Genomic DNA, 20,572 nt, shown 5'->3' with positions numbered 1-20,572 from the left:
AGATCCCGATGGGCCGTCGTGATCACCGTCGTTGCGGCCCTGAGCATGGCTCTGCTGGCCGCTGGACCCGCCCAGGCACATGGCGCCCTGATGGTCGCGGGCAGCCGGACGTTCCTGTGCTACCAGGACGGGATCACCTCGACCGGGCAGATCGTCCCGCAGAACCCCGCGTGCCAGTCGGCGGTCACGCGCAGCGGCGTCACCCCGTTGTACAACTGGTTCGCTGTGGGCAACCGCAGCGGCGCCACCAGCGGCGGCACGGTCGGCTTCATCCCGGACGGCAAGCTGTGCAGCGGCAACAGCAACTACTACGACTTCTCCGGGTTCGACCAGGCCGGTGCCGACTGGCCGAAGACGCACCTGACCTCGGGCGCCACGATCCAGTACCGGTACAACAAATGGGCGGCCCACCCGGGCACGTTCCGGTTGTACATCAGCAAAGACGGCTGGAACCCCAACCGGCCGCTGACGTGGGCCGACATGGAGACCACGCCGTTCTACTCGGTCACCGACCCGCCATCGGTCGGAAACCCGGGCAGTGTCAACAGTTACTACTACTGGAACGCGGCACTGCCGGCCAACAAGACCGGCTATCACATCATCTACTCGGTCTGGGCGCGGTCGGACAGCTCGGAGACGTTCTACGGCTGTTCCGACGTGGTGTTCGACGGCGGCAACGGCGAGGTCACCGGGATCGGCTCGGGCGCACCGCCACCGCCCGCCGCCCAGTGCACCGCGACCTACGCCGTCACCAGCACCTGGCCGGGTGGGTTCCAGGCGCAGGTCACCGTCACCAACCCGAACACGTCCACGATGTACGGCTGGACGGTCGGCTGGGTGCTCGCCAACGGTGAGACCGTCAACAGTGCCTGGAACGGCACGTTGACCCAGGCGGGATCGCTGGCGACGGTGAAGGCCACGGACTGGAACCGGACCCTGGCACCCGGTGCGAGCACATCGTTCGGGTTCACCGCCAACCAGCCGGGCAGCCCCGCGGCGCCCACGAGCATCACATGTCAGAGTCCGTGAGCATGACCGGCGGCGTCGCGGCGCACCCGCGGCGCCGCCTGGTCATGGCGGTGGTGGCGGCGGTCCTCCTGTCCGGCTGCGGCACTTCGGCGACGCCGGACATGGCCGGCATGCCGGACATGCCGGGAATGGTGCACGCGCACGACGCGGGCGTCCAGGCGCCGCCGGAGGTGGCGGACGCCCAGCCGGGCGGGACCGGGCTGTCCGGCTCGGCGGGCGGGTACTCGTTCGCCGCCGCGGTGACGGCTCCGGACACGTTCACCTTCCGGATCACCGGATCCGACGGCCGGGCGGTCACGCGCTACCAGCCCTACGAGAGCAGACTCGTGGTGCTGTACGTCATCCGCTCGGACCTTTCCGGCTTCCAGCTGCTCGAGCCCGCCATGCGCGAGGACGGGGCGTGGACCGCCCGGCTGCCCGCGCTGGCGCCCGGCTCGTACCGCGCGTTCGTCACCTTCGCCGCCCCGGACTCCAGCCAGGGCACCCCTTTGCGGTACACGCTCTCGCAGCCGTTCACCGTGCCGGGCCGGCCGGCGGACACGCCGCTGCCCGCGGCCGCCACGACCGCCACGGCGGACGGGTTCACGGTGACGTGGTCCGGGCAGCCGGCAGCCGGTGCTTCCACGCCCGTGCGGATCGGCATCGCCAAGGACGGCAAGCCGGTACCGCACGTCGAACGCTTTCTTGACGGCTATGCGCATCTGACCGCGTTCCGCGCCGGAGACCTTGCCTTCACCCGGTTCCTGGCCACCGGCAAGGACGACGCCGGGTCGCTGACGGCGAACGCGATGCTCCCGGCCAGCGGCACCTGGCGGCTGTTCGCACAGTTCCAAGTGGACGGCCAGGTGCACACCGCCGCGTTCACGGTTGTCGTGCCCGCACGTTAGAGGAGAAAGTATGAGACCCAAACGCGCCCTGCCCGCGTTCGTCGCGGTGGGGCTCATCGCGGCGAGCCAGCCGGCCGTCGCGCAACCTGCTGTACTAGCGGTGTCCTGCACGGTCGACTACTCGGTCACCAGCCAGTGGGACACCGGTTTCGGCGCCAGTGTGACGATCAAGAACGTGGGTACCGACGCCATCAACGGCTGGACCCTGACCTGGACGTTCCAGGACGGCCAGCGGATCACCCAGCTGTGGAACGGGGTTCCGTCGCAGAACGGCGCCTCCGTGTCGGTGCGCAACGTCGACTGGAACGCCAACATCCCGGCGAACGGCTCGGCCGCGTTCGGGTTCAACGGCAGCAAAGGCAGTGCCAACCGGGCGCCGACCGACTTCGCGGTCAACGGAACCGCGTGTGTCGGCCCGAACAAGGCGCCCACAGTCGCGTTGACCAGTCCTGCCAACAACTCCAGCTACACCGTCGGGCAGGCCATCCCGTTCGCCGCCACGGCCAGCGACTCGGACGGCACGATCTCGAAGGTCGAGTTCTACAACGGCACGACGTTGCTCGGCACGGACACGTCCGCTCCCTACCAGTTCAGCTGGACCGGGGCGGCCGCCGGGCAGTACTCGGTGAGCGCCAAGGCCTATGACGACAAGGGTGCTTCGTCGATCTCGTCCCCGGCGGCGGTGACCGTGCTCGGTGCGCCGACGATCGTGGCGTCGCCGTCGACCGTGAGCGTCAAGCAGGGTACATCGTCCACAGTGGACTTGAAGCTGGCGACCCAGCCTTCGTCCTCGGTCACCGTTGCCGTGGCAAGGACATCCGGCAGCACGGACCTGACCGCGGCGCCGGCCCAGCTGACGTTCACCACCACCAACTGGAACACCGGGCAGCCGGTCACGATCTCCTCGGCGAACAACGGCGGAGCGTTGGCGAGTGCGACATTCACGGCCAGCGCCACCGGCTACACACCGGCGACGATCACCGCATCCGAGCTGGATCCGAACACACCCGAGTACAAAACGGCGTTCCTGGCCCAGTACAACAAGCTCAAGGACCCGTCGAGCGGGTACTTCCGCAAGTTCGGCGACCTGCTGGTGCCGTACCACTCGGTGGAGACGCTGATGGTCGAGGCGCCGGACCAGGGCCACGAGACCACGTCCGAGGCGTTCAGCTACTACCTGTGGCTGGAGGCCGCGTACGGCCAGATCCAGGGTGACTGGGCGCCGTTCAACGCCGCATGGGCGTCGCTGGAGAAGTACGCCATCCCGGCGCACGCCGACCAGCCGACGAACTCCAGCTACAACGCGAGCAAGCCGGCCACGTACGCGCCGGAGTTCCCGCGGATGGACAAGTACCCCTCGCCACTGGACACCGGCGTCACCGCGGGCCAGGACCCGATCGCGGCGGAGCTGAAGTCCGCGTACGGCACCGATGACATCTACGGCATGCACTGGCTGGTGGACGTCGACAACACCTACGGGTTCGGGCACTGCGGCGACGGCACGACCGCGCCCGCGTACATCAACACCTACCAGCGCGGGTCGTCGGAGTCGGTGTGGGAGACCATCCCGCAGCCGTCGTGTGAGACGTTCAAGTTCGGTGGCCCCAACGGTTATCTCGACCTGTTCATCAAGGACTCGTCGTACGCCAAGCAGTGGCGGTACACCGACGCGCCGGACGCCGACGCGCGGGCCGTGCAGGTCGCGTACCTGGCCAACCAGTGGGCGACCGCGCAGGGCAAGGCCGGGGACGTCAGCGCCACGGTGAAGAAGGCGTCGAAGATGGGCGACTACCTGCGGTACGCCATGTTCGACAAGTACTTCAAGAAGATCGGCAACTGCACGAGCCCCAGCTGCCCGGCGGGGACCGGTAAGGACAGCGCGCACTACCTGTTGTCCTGGTACTACGCGTGGGGCGGCGCCACCGACACGTCCGCGGGCTGGGCGTGGCGGATCGGTGACGGTGCCAGCCACCAGGGTTACCAGAACCCGTTGGCGGCGTACGCGTTGGCCAACGACCCGGCCCTGAAGCCGACCTCGGCCACCGGTGCCACGGACTGGGCCACCAGCCTGAACCGTCAGCTGGAGTTCCTGCAGTGGCTGCAGTCCAGCGAGGGCGGGATCGCCGGTGGTGCCACGAACAGCTGGGACGGCCAGTACACCGCCCCGCCGTCGGGATCGCCAACGTTCTACGGCATGGCCTACGACCCGCAGCCGGTCTGGCACGACCCGCCGAGCAACCGCTGGTTCGGCTTCCAGGTCTGGGACATGGAACGAGTCGCCTCGTTCTACCAGCAGACCGGCGACGCCCGGGCCAAGAAGATCCTGGACAAGTGGGTGCCGTGGGCGATCGCCAACACCACCACCGGCTCCGCGTTCAAGGTCCCGTCGGATCTGCAGTGGACCGGCGCCCCGGTCACGTGGAACCCGGCCAGCCCGGCGGCCAACACCAACCTGCACGTCTCGGTGCTCAACTACAGCCAGGACGTCGGCGTGGCGGCCTCGCTGGCCAAGACGCTGCTGAACTACGCTGCCAAGTCCGGTGACACCTCGGCGAAGTCGACCGGCGAGGGCCTGCTGAACGCGTTGCTGCAGCACACCGACTCGATCGGCATCGCCATCCCCGAGACCCGGACGGACTACAACCGGTTCGACGACACCTACAACTCCACCAGCGGTGAGGGTGTGTACGTGCCGCCGACGTTCAACGGCAAGATGCCCAACGGGGACCCGATCAACTCCAGCAGCACGTTCCTGTCGATCCGGTCCTTCTACAAGAACGACCCGCAGTGGCCGAAGGTCCAGTCCTACCTGAACGGTGGCGCGGCGCCGACGTTCACGTACCACAGGTTCTGGGCGCAGGCGGAGATCGCCACCGCGTTCTCGTTGCACGTTCAGCTGTTCGGTAGCTGACCGGGGAGGAAATGGCTAGGCCACCGGCATCCCTGCCGCCGGTGGCCTAGCCGCTTTTGCTTCGACTGTGCCGCACGAAGGCGGCGGTGCGCATGGTGCCGCTCGCCCTGGACGGCGCCGACCCGGTCGGTGAGGCGCTGGCGATGGGGTATCTGCCTGCGTACGGACCGGCCACTGTGGCCGATCGGCGTGCCTGGAGCGGTCGCGCCGGGCTGCCCGGCGCGGTGGCGGCGATCCGCGAGAGGCTGGTCGGCCTTTCGCGACGAGCAAGGCCGCGAACTGCTCGATCTCCCCGAAGCACCGCGCCGGACACAACCCGCGGACATACCCGCCCCGGCGACGAGAGTCGTCGCGTTCAGGTTCGCTAGACGTTCGCGAAGCCGGGGATGCGGTCGCGGAGCTTCTGCGCCTCGGCTTCGTCGGAGATGCCCTGGAAGTCGTAGCGCGGGGTGTATGGGCGTTCGAGGGCGGCGAGTTCGTCGCCGGTGAGGTCGATGTCCAGTGACGCCACGGCGTCATCGATCTGGGTGGTGGTGTTGGCGCCGACGAGGGGTGCGGTGACGACGGGCTTGCTGCGCAGCCAGGCCAGCGCGACCTGAGCCCGGGTGACGCCACGGTCGGCCGCGATCTTGCCGACGGCGTCGACGATCGCGCGGTTGGCGGTCTGCTCCGTGGGGGTGTAGAGCAGGTCGGCGAAGGCCCCGTCGGTGTCGGAGCGCGCGGTCGACTTCGCGTCGTCCCAGGCTCGCGCCAGCCGGCCGCGGCCGAGCGGGCTCCAGATGATCGTGCCCACGCCCTCGTCGAGGCACAGCGGGATCATCTCGCGCTCCTCCTCCCGGGCCAGCAGGTTGTAGTGGTGCTGCATCGAGGCGAACCGCGCCCACCCGTGCTGCCGCTGCAGGTGCAGCGCCTTGGCGAACTCCCAGGCGGGCATCGACGACGCGCCGAGGTAGCGGACCTTGCCCGCCTTGACCAGGTCGTGCAGAGCCTCGAGGGTCTCTTCCAGCGGGGTCGTGTGGTCGTTGCGGTGAATCTGGTACAGGTCGATGTAGTCGGTGCCCAGCCGCCGCAGGCTGTGCTCGACCTCGGTCATGATCGCCTTGCGGGACAACCCCCTGCCGTTGGGGCCCGGCCGCATCGGGTGGCGCAGCTTGGTGGCGATGACGACGTCGTCGCGGTCGGCGAAGTCCTTGAGCGCCCGGCCGAGGATCTCCTCGCTGGAGCCGTAGGAGTACAGGTTGGCGGTGTCGAAGAAGTTGATGCCGGCCTCGAGCGCGTGCCTGATCAGCGGTCGGCTGGCGTCCTCGGCCAGCGACCAGACCGGGTGGCCGCGGCTGGGGTCGCCGTAGGTCATCGCGCCGATGGCGATCGGCGAGACGTCGAGGCCGGTGCTGCCGAGCTTGGTGTAGCGCATGGTGCTCCTCTATAGTTCCGGAGAGGTCTCCATTTACGGTAGTGGAGAACTCTCCGGATAGCAAGGAGGAGGCGTGGTCCGTTCCGACGCGCGGGAGAACCGAGCCCGCATCCTGGCCGCGGCCCGCCAGGCCTTCGCCGAGAGCGGCGACATCTCGATGAACCAGATCGCCCAGCTCGCGGGCGTGGGACCGGGCACCCTGTACCGCAACTTCCCGACCCGCGAAGCGCTCGTCCTGGCCATCTACCAGGACGAGGTCGACCGGCTCGTCGGCACGGTGCCGGACCTGCTCGCCGGGCTCACGCCACTGGAAGCACTGCGCCACTGGACGACCGACCTGGTGAGCGCCATGCGGAAGAAGCACGGCCTCGGCGACGCGCTCAGCCCGAGCGGGCACCAGACGATCACCGAGAACACCTACGGCCCGGTGATCGCCGCCATCACACAGCTCCTCGACGCGGGCAAAGCCGACGGCACCATCCGCGCCGACGCGGACGCCAGGGACTTCCTCCAGCTCACCGGTGCGCTCTGGCGGGCCGCGTCCGGCCCGGAGGACCGGTCGCGGCCCATGCTGGGACTGATCCTCGACGGACTCGCCACCCACCGGCGCTGAACACAGGCCGCGGCCGTGGCCGGGGTGAAGTCCGGTCACGGCCGCGAATCTGTTGGAGCGCTTAGCGCACCGGGGGATAGGCGTTGCGCAGCAGCTGCTGGAACTGGGCGGAGAACCAGCGTCCGGCCAGCGGCGAGTCGGCCAGCGCGCCGGACGGGCTGTTGCCGTTCTGCGCGTTCCCGCCGTAGGTGGGGTCGCACATCCGGTCGAAGCCCTTGCCCTCGTTGTTCGGGATCTCCTTGGACGCGCCGTCGGACTCGCCGGGCGGCTTCATCCACACGTACGCGTCGATACCGGTCGCCGGGGCCGCGGTGGGCCGTTCACCCAGGCCGGCGCCGGACTGGTTGCACCAGTTGCCCAGGTGCAGCCGGCGGTCGACCCGGCCGCCGTTGACGTAGGCGTCCACACTGGTCATCGGGCCGGGTCCGGCAGGACGGGCGGAGCCGCCCCAGCCGTTGCGGGACGTGTCGATCAGCATGCCGATGTTCGAGGCGAACCCGGCCTGCACGGCCGCGGTGCGGAACGCCTGCGCGTACGACAGTTCATCGACGTACCGGTTCCAGTCGACCCACTTGGACTGGCGCACCGACGTTCCGTTCACGGTGTCGTTGATGGTGAAGTACGGCTCGCGCAGCGCGCCGTAGTTCGCGGTGTTGGTGATGAAGCCCTGGACGTTCGCCAGGGTGCTGCCGGATGCCTTGGCGGCGTCGGCCATCATCTGGATCGACGGCAGGAAGTTGTTGTCCCAGCCGAGCCAGCCGTGGTGGCCGACGTCCAGGTAGTTGTAGACGTTCGGGATCGCACCGAGCTTGGCCAGCGCGTAGCCGATGCCCGCGGTGTAGTTCCCGTTGGCCTTCATCGTGTCGCACATCGGTGTGGCGGTCGCGCTGGGCGTCACGTTGGTGACCATGTTGGGCAGCGAGTCGACCTCGACGACCGCGACGATGCGCAGGCTCGCGTACTTGCTGTCGGCCAGGATCGCGGCGATCGGGTCGATGAACTCGCTCTTGTACCGCGGCAGGTCGTTCGGGCCGAGCTCGCCGTTGGACGCCAGCGCCGCGCAGTCACGGCCGGGCAGGTCGTAGACCACCAGCTGGACCACCAGCGGCTTGCCGTTCGCCTGCTGCAGCGCGCCATCGAGGTGCGCCCGCAGGCCGCGGGCGGTGCTCGTGCCCGCGATCGCGGCGATCCGGTCCAGCCACACACCGGTGGGCTGGTTGGCCACGGCACTGCCGCCGGGCTCGGCCGCCGCGTTGGCCGACCAGTCCGGGTTCACGTAGACACCCGCGCCCGCATAGGGATTGTCCACACGGGAGCCGCCGCCGGGTGGCGGATCGGTCGGTGGCGGATCCGTCGGGACCGTACCGGTGCAGGTGGTGCCGTTGAGCTTGAACGACGTGGGTTTGGCGTTGGTGCCGGAATAGCTGCCGTTGAACCCGGGCGTGACGGTCGCCCCGGTGCCCAGCGAGCCGCCCCACGGGGGGTTGCTCACGGTCACGTGGTTGGCCTGCTGGGCGAACACGCCGTTCCAGCCCTGCTGCACCTGCTGACCGCCGGGGAAGTCCCAGGTCAGCGACCAGCCGCTGGTGATCGGGTCACCGAGGTTGGTGACGGTGACGTTCGCACCGAAGCCGGTGTCCCACTGGTTCGTGATGGTGTAGTCGACTTTGCACCCTTGGGCCGCTCCAGCGGGGTTCACGCCGACCACGGCACCCGCCACCACCATGGCCGCGGCGATACCGGCGGCCGGGCCCCGGGCTTTTCGCAACGCGCGCAGTCTCATCCGTCGCCTCCTTGCGAGCAGGGGTCGTCTGGGAGCGCTCCCAGCAAACGCTAGCGACAGAAGGAGGTCTTGACAAGCACTCTGCGCAACATAGACGCTGGAAGCGCTCCCAGATCCCCGACTTGAAGGCGTTCTGATGAAGCGTTCACGCACAATGTCGTGCCTGATCGCCGGAGCGGTCGCGCTCGCCACCCTGGTGGTGGCGAGCCCGGCCGCGTCGGCGGCGGGAACGGGAACCGGCTACTGGTCGGCCCGCGGTGCGCAACTGGTCGACGCCACCGGCGCGCCGGTGCGGATGACCGGGATCAACTGGTTCGGCTCGGAAACCGCCAACTTCACCTTCCACGGCCTGTGGACCCGCAACTACCGGGACATGGTCGGTCAGATGGCCCAGCTGGGCTACAACACCATCCGCGTGCCGTACTCGAACCAGATGCTGGACGCCGGATCCACCCCCAACAGCATCGACCTGGCCAAGAACCCCGACCTGGCAGGCCTTTCCGGCATCCAGATCATCGACAAGGTGGTCGCCGAGGCCGGCCGGCGCGGCATGCGGGTGATCCTCGACCGGCACCGCCCGGACGCCGGCGCGCAGTCGCCGCTGTGGTACACCAGCGCCTACCCGGAGAGCCGCTGGATCAGCGACTGGAAGGCGCTCGCCGCACGGTACAAGGGAAACCCGACCGTGATCGGCGCGGACCTGCACAACGAGCCGCATTCCGTCCAGGGCGGCAGCGGATCCTGTTGGGGCTGCGGGGACAACGCCCGCGACTGGCGGCTGGCGGCCGAACGCGCCGGCAACGCCATCCTCGGCGTGAACCCGGACTGGCTGATCATCGTCGAAGGCGTGGACTGCGTCACCGGCACGGGAACCCCCGAGTGCGGCTGGTGGGGCGGGAACCTGGCCGGTGCCAAGCAGTTCCCGGTCCGGCTGAGCAAACCGGAGAAGCTGGTGTACTCCGCGCACGAGTACGCCACCTCGGTGTTCGCCCAGCCGTGGTTCAGCGACCCGACCTACCCGGCGAACATGCCGGGGCTGTGGGACCACTTCTTCGGCTACCTGGAGAAGGAGAACACCGCGCCGGTGCTGCTCGGTGAGTTCGGCACCACGCTGGCCGACAGCCGGGACGGCGTGTGGCTGCGGGAACTGATGAAGTACGCCGGGACGGGAACGTCCGGAATGGACTTCACCTACTGGTCGTGGAACCCCAACTCCGGTGACACGGGTGGGATCCTGAACGACGACTGGACCACCGTGAACACCGCGAAACAGGCCTACCTCACGCCGTACCTGATCCCGCCCGTTGGCGGCGGCGGCCCGAGCGACCCGCCACCCCCGCCCGGTGCCTGCACGGCGAACTACCACCTGGACAACTCCTGGAACGGCGGCTTCCAGGCCACGGTGAAGATCACCAACACCGGCGGTGACGCCGTGTCGAACTGGGCGGCCCGGTGGACCGTGCCCAGCGGCGTGCAACTGGTGAACGGCTGGGGTGCGACCGTTTCCCAGACGGGACAGACCATCACGGCCGCGGCGCCGTCGTGGTCGCCCACCCTGGCCTCGGGTGCGAGCGTCAGCGTCGGGTTCGTGGCCAACGGCCCCTCATCGCCGGGCGCTTCGGCCTTCCGCCTGGGCAGCACCGATTGCACGGTGACCTGATGGCACTGTGGACGGTCGGTCTGTCGTCGGTGCTGCTGGCGGCCGCTGTCACGGTTCCCGCGGCTGTGCCCGCGGCCGCGGCCACAGCCGCGTCCGTCACGGTCAACGCCGGGTCCGGGGTCGGTTCGGTGCCCTCGAACGGAATCGGCCTCAACACCGCGGTCTACGACGGACACATGAACGACTCGGTGATCCCTGGACTGGTCAAGGCCGCCGGCATCACCGCACTGCGCTATCCGGGTGGCTCCTACGCCGACATCTACAACTGGCAGACCAACACGGCGCCGGGCGGGTATGTCGCGCCCAACACCAGCTTCGCCGACTTCATGCGCACGGCGCAAAGCGCCGGAGCCAACCCGGTCATCGCCGTCAACTACGGCACCGGAACCCCCGCGCTGGCGCAGGCGTGGGTGCAGAACGCGGCGAGCAACAACTACGGGATCAACTACTGGGAGGTCGGCAACGAGACCTACGGCAACGGAACCTATGGCGCCAACTGGGAAGCGGACGCGCACTGCACCGACGCGTCGGGCAAACCCGTCACCGTGGGCAGCGCACCGTCGCAGACCTACAACTGCGGTCCCAGCACATACGCCAACAACGTCCTGTCCTACATCACGGCGATGAAGTCGGCCGCCCCCAGCATCCACGTCTGCGCGGTGCTGACCACGCCAGGCTACTGGCCGGACAACGTGACCAACCCGCAGACGAGTCCGCAGCCCTGGAACCAGACCGTGTTGTCCATCCTCGGCGCCAAGACCGACTGCGTCATCGTGCACTACTACCCAGGCGGCGCCAATGTGGCGCAGATGCTGACCACCCCGGCGGGCATACCGGCCATCACGTCCACCCTGCGCTCGCAGATCGAACAGTACGCCCACGTGAACCCGGCGAACGTGAAGATCGTGGTGACCGAGGCCAACTCGACCATCGCGATGGACACCCATCCGGCCGCGTTGTTCGCCGCCGACATGTACATGACCTGGCTGGAGAACGGAACCACCAACGTGGACTGGTGGAACGAGCACAACGGCCCCGGCACGCCCAGCATCGTCAACGGCATGCAGGACTACGGCGACCAAGGCATCTTCTCCAGCGGCGGCAACTCGAGCGGTGTCACCGAACCGCCGGTGAACACACCCTTCTCGCCGTACTACGGCATCCAGATGCTGTCCCGGCTCGCCGCGCCCGGTGATCAGATGGTCGCCTCCTCGTCGACCAATCCCTTGCTGCGCGTGCATGCCGTGCGTCGCGCGAACGGCGGGGTCAACGTGTTGGTGGACAACGAAGACCCGAACACCACCTACACGGTCAACCTGACGTACAACAACTTCACGCCATCCGGGTCACCGACGGTGTTCACCCTGGCCAACAATGCCACCTCGATCACGAGTGCCACGCAGGCGTCGGCCAACTCGGTCACGGTCTCGCCGTACTCGCTCACCGTGGTGCAGGTGCCCGGTGCCGGCGGTCCGGGCGGGACCGCGCCCGGTGCGCCGGGCACGCCGACCGTGTCGAACCTGAAGTCCGACACTTCGTCGAACACCTCCGGTTCCGCCACCCTGACCTGGCCGGCCGGCACTCCAGGCAGCAACCCGGTGGGCAAGTACCAGGTCTACCTGTTGACCAGTGGCGGAAGCTCGCTGGTGGCAACCACGACAGCCACTTCCGTGGGGTTGACCGGGTTGACTATTGGCGCCACGTACACCTACAACGTGGTGACCTTGGACACGCAAGGCAATCCGTCGCTGCCGTCGTCACCGGTCACGTTCACCGTGCCACCACCGTCGGACGCGAGCTGCGCCGTGCGCTACGAGCTCACCAACAGCTGGCCGGGCGGGTTCGGCGCGAACGTCACGGTCACCAACCGGTCGGCGACCGCGATCAACGGCTGGACGCTCACCTTCAGCTGGCCGGACGCGGGTGAGTCGGTCCAAAGTGGCTGGAACGGGACCTGGAGCCAGACCGGGTCGAACGTGACCGTGGCCAACGCGAGCTGGAACGGTTCGATCGCGGCCAACGGCGGCTCGGTGTCCTTGGGGCTCAACGGCACCAGTACGGGGCAGGCGCCGCCGCCCACGGTCTTCCACCTCAACGACAAGGTCTGCGCGGCAGGGTGAATGCCCGGTTCGTCCTGACCCGGCCGCGACTTCCTGGTGTCGCGCCGCGGCATGCGCGCAGGCCAGGGTGCCCGCCGTCGAGATCGCTCCGGCGGGCACCCTTTCTTTTACCCGCCAACGGATTATGCTGAAGGGACGGTGACTTTCACTGGACGACGATGTCTTGGAGGTCGAACGTGTCCATGGTCGAGGAGCCTGCACTCCGCCCGACCCTGGCCGATGTCGCGCGTGCCGCCGGGGTCTCGGTTGCGACGGCGTCCAGAGTGCTCAACGGTTTTGCCGGGGTCCGCCCGGAAACCCGGACACAGGTCGAGTCCACCATGGTGGCACTCGGCTATGCCCGTCAGCGCGCGGCGCGGATGGCCGCCTCGCCGCGCACCGGTTCCATCGCCCTCGTCGTGTGCGAGGATGTGTTGCGGCTGTTCGCCGATCCGTACTTCATGCAGGCCGTTTCCGGGGTGCGCAAGGAGTTGCCCCCGTCCGGCACGCAGCTGGTGCTGCTCGCCGTCTCGCCGGCCGAGCCCCACCCGACGTCCGTCGTGCAGTACCTCAAGGGCAGGCACGTGGACGGCGCGCTCGTGATCAGCATGCACGGCCGCCGCCCGCTCGACCTGGACTGGCTGGACATTCCGCTGGTGTTCGGCGGACGGCCCGCGCACTGCGGGGCGCCCGAGCGGCATTCCTATGTGGACGCCGACAACCGGGGCGGCGCGGACCGGGCCACCCGGTACCTCATCACGGCCGGGCGGACCAGTGTCGCCACGGTCGCCGGGCCGCAGGACATGACCGTCGGCACCGACCGGTTGCTGGGTTACTGGCAGGCGGTCGCGGATGCCGGCCGCTCGGACCGCGGCCTGGTGGTGTTCGGCGACTTCGGGCAGGCCTCCGGCGAGCATGCCACGGCCCGGTTGCTGGAGCGCAGGCCGGATGTCGACGCCATCTTCGCCGCCTCGGACCTGATGGCGGTCGGGGTGCTGCGGGCGTTGCACCGGGCGGGACGGCGGGTTCCCGACGATGTGGCCGTCATCGGGTTCGACGACCTGCCGCTCAGCCGCCGCACCGAACCGCCGCTCACCACCGTGCGCCAGCCCATCGAGGAGATGGCCGCCCGGATGACCCGCGAGCTGCTCGCGATGATCAACGGCTCGGCGACACCGTGCCGCGTGGTGCTGGACACCGAGCTGGTCGTGCGAGAGTCGGCTTAGCTCGGGCGAAATACGCTTGCGGCACAAGGGGATGGGCTATGGGGAAGCAGTGCTGAACAGTCCACAAGGGACGGAGCCGGTCAGCGCCGTCCCTTGTGGCTTGGAGGTCAGCTCCTGGCCCACTTCTGGTTGTTGGCACCGGTGCAGGTGGCCAGCTGGATGAGCGTGCCGTTGCCGGTGCCGCCGCCGGTGGCGTCCAGGCACAGTCCGGACTGGACACCCACGATGGTCCCGTTGGCGGTGAACGTCCACTTCTGGTTGGCCCCGCCGTTGCAGGTCCAGATCACCACGCGGGTGCCGGGGCTGGTGCCCTGGCCGTACGCGTCCAGGCAGGATGCGTCGTAGACCCGGATCTCGTTGTCGGAGTTGGACGTCCACAGCTGGTTCGAGCCGCCGTTGCAGTCCCAGAGGGCGACCTGGGTGCCGTTGGTCTGCGTCGCGCCGGGCACGTCGACGCACCGGCCCGAGCCCGCCCCGACGATCGGGCCGACGACGACGTTGCCGCCGCTGCCCGGGGTGATGGACAGGTTGTCGAACTGCGCGGTCTCACCCTGGCTGGTGCCGTAACCGACCTGGCCGTTGCCCCACGTGCCGTCACTCGCGGTGCCGACGGTGGCGCCGTCGATGCCGGCCGTGATGGTGCTGCCCGAGAACGTGAGGGTGAGGCTGTGCCAGCGCCCGGTGCCCAAGGCGGCGACGCGTCCACTGGCCACTGTGGAGGTTGTGGTGCCGTTCTGCCGCAGGACCGACCACGCCCCGGAGTCCGCCACCCGCAGCCGGTAGGCGTTCAGCCCGGCCGGTCCGCCGCAGCAGCCCTGCGTGGTGGCCCGGCCGATGAGATCCGCGGTACCGCTCTGCTCCAGCAGCACATCGGTGGACACGGTGTAGTTGCGCCAGCCCAGATCACCCAGCAGCGCATACGGATCGGACAGGCCGTTCCACCAGATCGCGGCCTGCTGGCTCATCTGGCGCACGCACTGGCCGGTGCGCCCGCCGCCGCAGCCGACGACCTCGAAGGCGCCCTGCATGTCCATCAGGTACTTCGCCTCGGAGCTGGTGGCGTTGCTGTCGAAGGAATCGCTGTACGGCAGGCTCATCACAGCCGAGGCCGGGCTGGACGCGGTGCCCTTGCCCGCCCCGGAGGTCGTTGTGATCGAGTAGACGTACCCGGGTTGCACGGTCAGCGAATAGGTTCCACCACTCGGCGTGATGTCGGAGGTGTGCACGAAGAAGTCGGTGGAGCTGTTCGAGCGCAGGTTGGTGGCCCACACGTGCACCTGGCCGGTCGAGAGCCCACCGGCGACGGTGAAGTGCAGTGCCTGCGCCGCAGCTGCTTCCGTCGTCTCGATGATGGTGGAGTAGTCGCGGTTGTTGGTGGACTTGAGGGAGACGTAGCTGCCGTTGCCGCGGTTGCCGTTCAGGTAGCCGCTGGAGTTGTCCAGGTACTGCCAGCCGGGTGAGGTGAACTGCGTGGTGTGCGCCATCACCCAGGTGTTCTTGCCGATCGAGTAGTAGCCCGACCAGGGTTGCGGTGCGTACGCGACACCCATGGTGGGGTACGGGATGTTCGGTGTGATGGCGGCGATGACGGGCCAGTTGATGTAGGCGGTCATCTTGCCGTCGATGTAGTCGCGGTTGATGCCACGGGCCAGCGCCGGTGACCCGGCGTTGTAGTCGTCAGAGCCGTTCTCGCTGGCCCACAATGTCTTGCCGGTCGCGAGCGCGTTGCTCGAGCTGGGGCAGTTGGTCTGTGGGCCGCGGTAACCGCAGACGTAGTGCGTGCCAAGGATGTTCACCGAGCTGGCGAACGCCGAGTCCCGGACCGCGTCGTCGGCGACACCCCAGCCGCTGGCATCATCCGAGGCGACCACCTTGACCGCGCTGTAGCCGTGCGAGTTCAGCGCGGGCCGCAGGTTCTTGTACCACCCCAGATCGCGGCCCCGCTCGTTGCGGCCGCCCAGGTAGTCGATGGTCAGGTTGTGCGACTTGGCGCAGTCCAGCCACGAGATGAGGTAGTTGATCGAGTCGGTGCTCCAGTAGTTGCCGTTGCCGATCCACCCGGGCGCGCCCCACGCCAGCCCGTACAGCTTGATACCGGGGTTGCGCGCCTTGGCCTGTTCGGCCAGCCACCACTCGTAGCCGCGGTTGCAGTTGAGGTCGGTGCGGGTGTGCTGATGGCTGGGTTCGGCGCCGCTGGTGGAGTTGGTGTCGCCGCCGATCTCGACCTTGAGGATCTGCATGGCCGCGCCGTAGCCGGGTTTGAACAGGTAGTCGAGGATCTGCGAGCGCTGCGGTTCGGGATAGTCGATCAGCAGCCGGCTGTTGCCGCCGCCGCCGCTGATCGCACCGACACCGTCGAACACACGTCCCGGCGAGCCGCCGTTGACGGTGATCGACGCGTCGGCGAACGCGGGTGGCGCGACGACACCGGCAACACCGGCTGCGGCCAGTACCGCGCCGGCGAGCGCGGAGACGCGCAGGCGGCGGAGCAGGCGAGTGACGCTGGACATCTGAGCTTCTCCTTTCGGGACCACATTCCGGTACGCCGCCCATCAGGACGTCCACAAAGGATGTCAGCGTGGCCGGGATGAGGGCCGGGTCCGGTTATCCGACGGTCCACTTCTGGTTGTTCGCGCCGGTGCAGGTGGCCAGCTGGATCAGCGTGCCGTTGGCGGTCGCACTGCCGGTGACGTCCAGGCACAGTCCGGACTGGACACCCGTGATCGTGCCGTTGGAGTTGACCTGCCACCGCTGGTTGGCCTGCCCGTTGCAGTTCCAGATGATGACCTTGGTCCCCGGGGTGCCGCCCTGGCCGTTGGCGTCCACACACCGGGTGCTGTCCCCGCTGTAGACGGTCAGCTCGCCGGTGGCGGTGCGGGTCCAGGTCTGGTTCGTTCCGCCGTTGCAGTCCCAGATCTGCAGCTGCGTACCGGGCGTGGTCGTGCTGCCGTTGACGTCCAGGCACTTGCCCGCGCCCACCGCGCGGATCGGGCCCGGCACCGGTCCGCTGCCGCCGCCGACGCCCGCCTGCGCCATGACCTGACGCGCCTCCTGCGGCCAGTTGCCGCCGCTCACCTGGACGTTGTTCCGCAGCACGTTGTTGTGCGGTGATCCGGTCGCCACGTTGGTCGCACCCGAGTTGTACCAGTTGCCGGAGAACGTGCTGTCGTTGGTGTTGTTGGTGCCGCTGGCGTTGGTGAACGCCCACACGCCGCTGTCCTGCACCACGTTGGCCGACAACGTCACGTAGCGCGAGCCTTCGTCGAGATACAGGCCGACAGTGTTGCGGTTGTCGTAGATGTAGTTGTGGTCGATGGTGCTGCCCGGGTTGGCGGAGAGGTTGTAGATGCTGCCGCCGTCGTGGAAGACCTTCTTGGTGCCGTGCACCCGGTTGTAGCTGACGACGGTGTCCCGCAACGTGGTCGCCGTGGTGTAGACCGGTTGGTAGTTGTACAGCCCGCGGTTGCGGTAGTCCTGGCTGCCGCCGGGGTCGTTGGCGCCCCAGCCCCAGCCGACGTCGATTCCGTCGTAGGCCAGGTTGGCCACCTCGTTGTGGGTGATCACCGCATGCGTGACGTAGGTCGACAGGATGCCGGCCATGTCCTTGTAGTCCTTGGCGACGTCGGTCACCGTGTTCTCGGTGACGGTGATGTCCCGGTTGGTCATCGCGGCATTGGACGGGTGGTGCGCGTCAGGCCGCACACCACCGATCACGATGCCCGCGCCGGAGTCGTCGGTGAACGTGTTGTGCCGCACGGTGATGCCGGACGCGCCCAGGCCGATCCCGGAGGCGTGCGCGTTGGCGTCGTTGCCGATTCCCAGGGCGACCTGGCCGAGGTGCGCGAACGTGTTGTCAGCCAGGGTGATCCCGGTCGCGGCCGAGACCTGCACCGCCGCGGGCACCTGGGCCCAGCTGTTGCGCGCGGCCTCGAACAGCTGGCAGCCGGACTGGCACGAGGTCAGGAAGTCACCAGGCTGCTGGAACGCGGCCGGCAGGAACGTGCCGCTCTGCTGGTTGGCGTACCCGACCGACGTCCCCGGCGTGAGCCAGGTGGTGTGCTGGAAGCCGATGCCCTGGACGGTGATGTCCCGGATCGGGTCGGTGTAGCTGCCGCTCATGGTGAGCAGCGAGGTGAGGCGGGGGAGCACGATGTCCCGGTTCGACGGCGTCTGACCGGCCGCCGTCCGGTAGTAGAGCTTCCCGGCATCCGGGTCGAGGTACCACTGCCCGGCGTTCTTGAGGAACGAGTAGGAGTTCGCCAACAGCAGCTGGCCGCCCGCGAACGGTTTGGCCAACGTGTCGTAGCCCCAGTTGTTGTTGTTCCACGCGGGTTGTTGCATGGTGATGGTGGTGCCGCTGATGCTCTGCACCGGCGCGTACCGGTCGGTGAACGAGTTCTGGCTCTCCACCTCGATCCGGCTCTGCTGGGGCAGCGTGGCCAGGTAGTTCAGCGCGGAGTTGACGATGGTCAGCCCGGTCGTGGTGACCCTGACGTCGTTGCGGGAGATGGTGATCGAGGCACGCGGGGCGAGGGCACCGTCTACGTAGAGCTGACGCGAGTCGGCACCCCTGGGGACGTTCGCGACCCAGATGTTCTGGCCGGAGTCCTGCACGGTCCAGCCGGTGACCTGCTGCCCGCCGGACAACACCGGCGTCTGGCCGGACGCGGCCTGCCAGGTGACGGTATGGCCGTTGCGGCCGGAGTCCGCGCTGGTGAACACCAGCGGTGCGGACAGCCGGTAGGTGCCGCCCGCCAGTTGAACGACCACGTCGTTGCCTGCCGCCGACTGGGCACGGGCCAGTTGCTGTGCTTTGGCCGGGGTGGCGACCGGCTGGTCGGCGGTGCCGGGGTTGTCGTCGTTTCCGTTGGGTGCCAGGTAGATCGTCGAAGTGGCGGCCTCAGCGACCGCCGGGATGAGTGCTGTGCAGGGCAAGACGGTGATCGCGGCGGCGAGCGCCGCGATCACCGTTCTGGTGTGGGGAGACATCGTTGTCCTCCGTGAGTGCAGGGTTGGGTCACGTAGGGGTCGCGTCGAACGGTGTGCGATAGGACGGTGGTTGGGTGCGCAGGTCGAGCTGCAGGGTCAGACGCACGGTGGTGGAGCGGGGGAGTCGCACGAGCAGCCACGGCCCGTCGACGGGCGTGACGGCTGATGTGACAGTGGGCAGGCCATGTCCGTAGTCGTAGAGACCGCCGATCCAGGACGCGTCGGCGCAGAGGGTGTGCTGAGCGGACCGGATGGTGTGCTCGGCGAACGGACCGGCCTGCACGATCACTTCCTCGTCGGCGAGCGGGTCCAGGTTCACCAGGTCCACGACTGTCGCTTGTGGATCGATGCGGGACACCAGGGCCGCCACCGACCGCGGCAGGCCGGGGCGTTCGCCGTGAACGTCGTAGTAGCGGACCCGGGCCTGTTGCAGGCCGCCGTTGTAGATGACCTGCGGGCCGCCCCACGTGAGCTGTACCAGGGCCTCGGTCACCACGGGGTTGGACTGCTGCCAGAGGTGGATGTCGGCCTCGGGGATCTCCTTGTCGCGGTAGCGTTCCATCCGGGCCAGCCGGTGGCGGACCTGCGCCTGAGCCGCGGCCAGGATCTCCTCCGGATAACCGGGGTTGTCGCCGGCGAGGAAGGCCAGCCAGGGTTCCTCGTGCCCGGCCTCCTCCTTGTTGCGGAACGCCCGCACGGTGCGCCAGTCGTAGCCGCTGCCGGTGCGCAGGCGGTCGATGAGCTGCCAGTCCGCGGGAGCGGCCGAGTGGTGCCACAACGCCGTGGGCACTGCCATCAGCATCGGGTTGTAGTCGAACCAGCCTTTGTCGGCGTACCGGAACGGTATGTGCAGCGTGGGCGTGTCCACGTCCGCACCCAGCTGCGCGACCCACCGCGACCGCAGGCTGGAGTCGGCGTCGGTGAAGGCCATCACCTTGCCCTGGCTGACCAGCTCCTCCAGCGTGGGCCGCACGAGGTCCAGAAAGGACTCGTCGCCGGTCGCGGCGACCGCCGCCAACGCCGCTATCGCCGCGGCGTGCCCGACGCTGTACCACCCATGCGGCCAGGACCACCCGTAGTGCCCGCCGTACCAACGGCCCTCGAGCAGGCCGCCCACCGTGCCATCGGGGGCGACGTTGTCGGGAATGATCCCGCCGTTGGCAGCGGCCCGCTTCAGCCACGCGCCCACGTAGTCGGCGATCCAGTCCCGGTACCGTTGTTCGCCGGACAGGATCAGGGCGTTGAGCACCAGCCCGGACGCGGCCAGGTTGACCGCGGTGTCGCCGACGCCCATCCGGCGGCGCATCTGGTCGCCCAGCCGGGGATCGGGGCCGCGGCCGGCCGGGTCGTCCGGCGGCAGCCAGTCCAGTGGGAAGCCGTACATCCGTGCTTCCTCGGGCAGCCAGGGGTAGCTCTCGCCGTCGAACAGGCCGTGCCGCCGTGGGTCGCTGCCGTTGTGCGGCCGGCGGATGATGCGGTGGCGAGGGTCGTAGTTGCCGTGCGCGGGATCGACGTACAGGTCGGCGAACCGCAGCGCCCGCTCCGCCCAGCGCTGTGGCGCGGCCATGCACAGGAAGTAGAACAGCTGCAGGCTTTCACCCTGGTGGAACCAGTCGTAGCCGCGTTCGTACTCGTCGCGCAGCATGCCGAGCTCGGTGAGCTGGCGGGTGACGCCCTCCCAGTGGTGCTCGGCGGCGGCCAGCAGGTCGTCGGCGCCGCCGAGCAGGTAGAGCTGCGGCCAGTTGAAGAAGGTCTCGTAGAAGTCGTCCGCGCCGTCCCGGGAGGTGAGCCGCTCGTGGTAGGTCAGCCGCCCGTCGAGGCTGGTGAAGTCGTGCTCGAACCGGCGCCAGGCGTAGTCGAGCAGGTCGAACAGCTCGCGCTGGGCGATCGCCCAGCCCGGTGGCTCGAGCAGCGGCACCGAGGCGGTGATGGCGGGGTACATCCCGGGGGTCTCCGTTCGG

At 68.7% G+C, this 20,572-nt stretch carries 12 protein-coding genes and 1 pseudogene; 8 read left to right on the top strand and 5 right to left on the bottom strand.

Annotation, left to right across the window (positions count from 1 at the left end; translation table 11 throughout):
- The first annotated feature begins 18 nt into the window (after nt 1–18).
- The 4 genes and pseudogenes from AB0J95_RS15710 to AB0J95_RS15695 form a co-directional block, all read left to right on the top strand.
- On the top strand, nt 19–1,029 hold the full coding sequence (locus AB0J95_RS15710) for a lytic polysaccharide monooxygenase (RefSeq protein WP_364757563.1): 1,011 nt from the start codon (nt 19–21) through the stop codon (nt 1,027–1,029).
- A complete protein-coding gene (locus AB0J95_RS15705) occupies nt 1,014–1,916 on the top strand; it encodes a hypothetical protein (protein ID WP_364757561.1) in 903 nt (300 codons plus the stop codon). The genes AB0J95_RS15710 and AB0J95_RS15705 overlap by 16 nt, the downstream gene beginning before the upstream one ends.
- Before the next feature lie 10 nt (nt 1,917–1,926).
- A complete protein-coding gene (locus AB0J95_RS15700) occupies nt 1,927–4,827 on the top strand; it encodes a glycoside hydrolase family 48 protein (RefSeq protein ID WP_364757559.1) in 2,901 nt (966 codons plus the stop codon).
- Between the two features lie 98 nt (nt 4,828–4,925).
- Nucleotides 4,926–5,133 (top strand): annotated as a pseudogene (locus AB0J95_RS15695) (crosslink repair DNA glycosylase YcaQ family protein); the annotation flags it as partial.
- Between the two features lie 58 nt (nt 5,134–5,191).
- Here AB0J95_RS15695 and AB0J95_RS15690 read toward each other — a convergent pair.
- Entirely contained in the window at nt 5,192–6,241 is a 1,050-nt protein-coding gene (locus tag AB0J95_RS15690) for an aldo/keto reductase (protein WP_364757557.1), read from the bottom strand.
- A gap of 73 nt (nt 6,242–6,314) precedes the next feature.
- Between AB0J95_RS15690 and AB0J95_RS15685 the strand changes: the two genes are divergently transcribed.
- On the top strand, nt 6,315–6,854 hold the full coding sequence (locus tag AB0J95_RS15685) for a TetR/AcrR family transcriptional regulator (RefSeq protein WP_364757555.1): 540 nt from the start codon (nt 6,315–6,317) through the stop codon (nt 6,852–6,854).
- A gap of 61 nt (nt 6,855–6,915) precedes the next feature.
- Here AB0J95_RS15685 and AB0J95_RS15680 read toward each other — a convergent pair whose 3' ends face one another.
- The gene (locus tag AB0J95_RS15680) at nt 6,916–8,637 is read right to left on the bottom strand and encodes a glycoside hydrolase family 6 protein (RefSeq protein ID WP_364757553.1); all 1,722 of its coding nucleotides are present in this window, start codon (nt 8,635–8,637) and stop codon (nt 6,916–6,918) included.
- Nucleotides 8,638–8,773: 136 nt separating this feature from the next.
- On the opposite strand from AB0J95_RS15680, the gene AB0J95_RS15675 reads away from it, so the two are divergent.
- From AB0J95_RS15675 to AB0J95_RS15665, 3 genes are all read left to right on the top strand, one after another.
- Nucleotides 8,774–10,297, top strand: a complete 1,524-nt coding sequence (locus tag AB0J95_RS15675; RefSeq protein ID WP_364757552.1) for a cellulase family glycosylhydrolase — start codon at nt 8,774–8,776, stop codon at nt 10,295–10,297.
- A complete protein-coding gene (locus AB0J95_RS15670) occupies nt 10,297–12,417 on the top strand; it encodes a cellulose binding domain-containing protein (RefSeq protein ID WP_364757550.1) in 2,121 nt (706 codons plus the stop codon). The genes AB0J95_RS15675 and AB0J95_RS15670 overlap by 1 nt, the downstream gene beginning before the upstream one ends.
- Nucleotides 12,418–12,599: 182 nt before the next feature.
- Nucleotides 12,600–13,622 (top strand): LacI family DNA-binding transcriptional regulator, encoded by a 1,023-nt coding sequence (locus tag AB0J95_RS15665; RefSeq protein ID WP_364757981.1) that lies wholly within the window; start codon nt 12,600–12,602, stop codon nt 13,620–13,622.
- Between the two features lie 107 nt (nt 13,623–13,729).
- Here the strand turns inward: AB0J95_RS15665 and AB0J95_RS15660 are convergent, their stop codons facing one another.
- The 3 genes from AB0J95_RS15660 to AB0J95_RS15650 form a co-directional block, all read right to left on the bottom strand.
- A complete protein-coding gene (locus AB0J95_RS15660) occupies nt 13,730–16,132 on the bottom strand; it encodes a ricin-type beta-trefoil lectin domain protein (RefSeq protein WP_364757548.1) in 2,403 nt (800 codons plus the stop codon).
- Nucleotides 16,133–16,226: 94 nt separating this feature from the next.
- Nucleotides 16,227–18,611: a ricin-type beta-trefoil lectin domain protein gene (locus AB0J95_RS15655; RefSeq protein WP_364757546.1), complete on the bottom strand. Its 2,385-nt coding sequence runs from the start codon at nt 18,609–18,611 to the stop codon at nt 16,227–16,229.
- A gap of 28 nt (nt 18,612–18,639) precedes the next feature.
- The gene (locus AB0J95_RS15650) at nt 18,640–20,553 is read right to left on the bottom strand and encodes a hypothetical protein (RefSeq protein ID WP_364757544.1); all 1,914 of its coding nucleotides are present in this window, start codon (nt 20,551–20,553) and stop codon (nt 18,640–18,642) included.
- Nucleotides 20,554–20,572: the final 19 nt, after the last annotated feature.

The organism is Actinocrispum sp. NPDC049592 (assembly GCF_040675465.1).
Classification (GTDB): domain Bacteria; phylum Actinomycetota; class Actinomycetes; order Mycobacteriales; family Pseudonocardiaceae; genus Kibdelosporangium.
The sequence above is the reverse complement of the archived record's forward strand: the minus strand, read 5'-3'. Positions and strand labels throughout refer to the sequence as shown.

Excerpts from the sequence above, each read along its gene's own strand:
- AB0J95_RS15670 (WP_364757550.1), top strand. The coding sequence starts at position 10,297 with ATGGCACTGTGGACGGTCGGTCTGTCGTCGGTGCTGCTGGCGGCCGCT.
- AB0J95_RS15655 (WP_364757546.1), bottom strand. The coding sequence starts at position 18,611 with ATGTCTCCCCACACCAGAACGGTGATCGCGGCGCTCGCCGCCGCGATC.
- AB0J95_RS15675 (WP_364757552.1), top strand. The coding sequence starts at position 8,774 with ATGAAGCGTTCACGCACAATGTCGTGCCTGATCGCCGGAGCGGTCGCG.
- AB0J95_RS15665 (WP_364757981.1), top strand. The coding sequence starts at position 12,600 with ATGGTCGAGGAGCCTGCACTCCGCCCGACCCTGGCCGATGTCGCGCGT.
- AB0J95_RS15660 (WP_364757548.1), bottom strand. The coding sequence starts at position 16,132 with ATGTCCAGCGTCACTCGCCTGCTCCGCCGCCTGCGCGTCTCCGCGCTC.
- AB0J95_RS15705 (WP_364757561.1), top strand. The coding sequence starts at position 1,014 with ATGTCAGAGTCCGTGAGCATGACCGGCGGCGTCGCGGCGCACCCGCGG.
- AB0J95_RS15650 (WP_364757544.1), bottom strand. The coding sequence starts at position 20,553 with ATGTACCCCGCCATCACCGCCTCGGTGCCGCTGCTCGAGCCACCGGGC.
- AB0J95_RS15690 (WP_364757557.1), bottom strand. The coding sequence starts at position 6,241 with ATGCGCTACACCAAGCTCGGCAGCACCGGCCTCGACGTCTCGCCGATC.
- AB0J95_RS15700 (WP_364757559.1), top strand. The coding sequence starts at position 1,927 with ATGAGACCCAAACGCGCCCTGCCCGCGTTCGTCGCGGTGGGGCTCATC.
- AB0J95_RS15680 (WP_364757553.1), bottom strand. The coding sequence starts at position 8,637 with ATGAGACTGCGCGCGTTGCGAAAAGCCCGGGGCCCGGCCGCCGGTATC.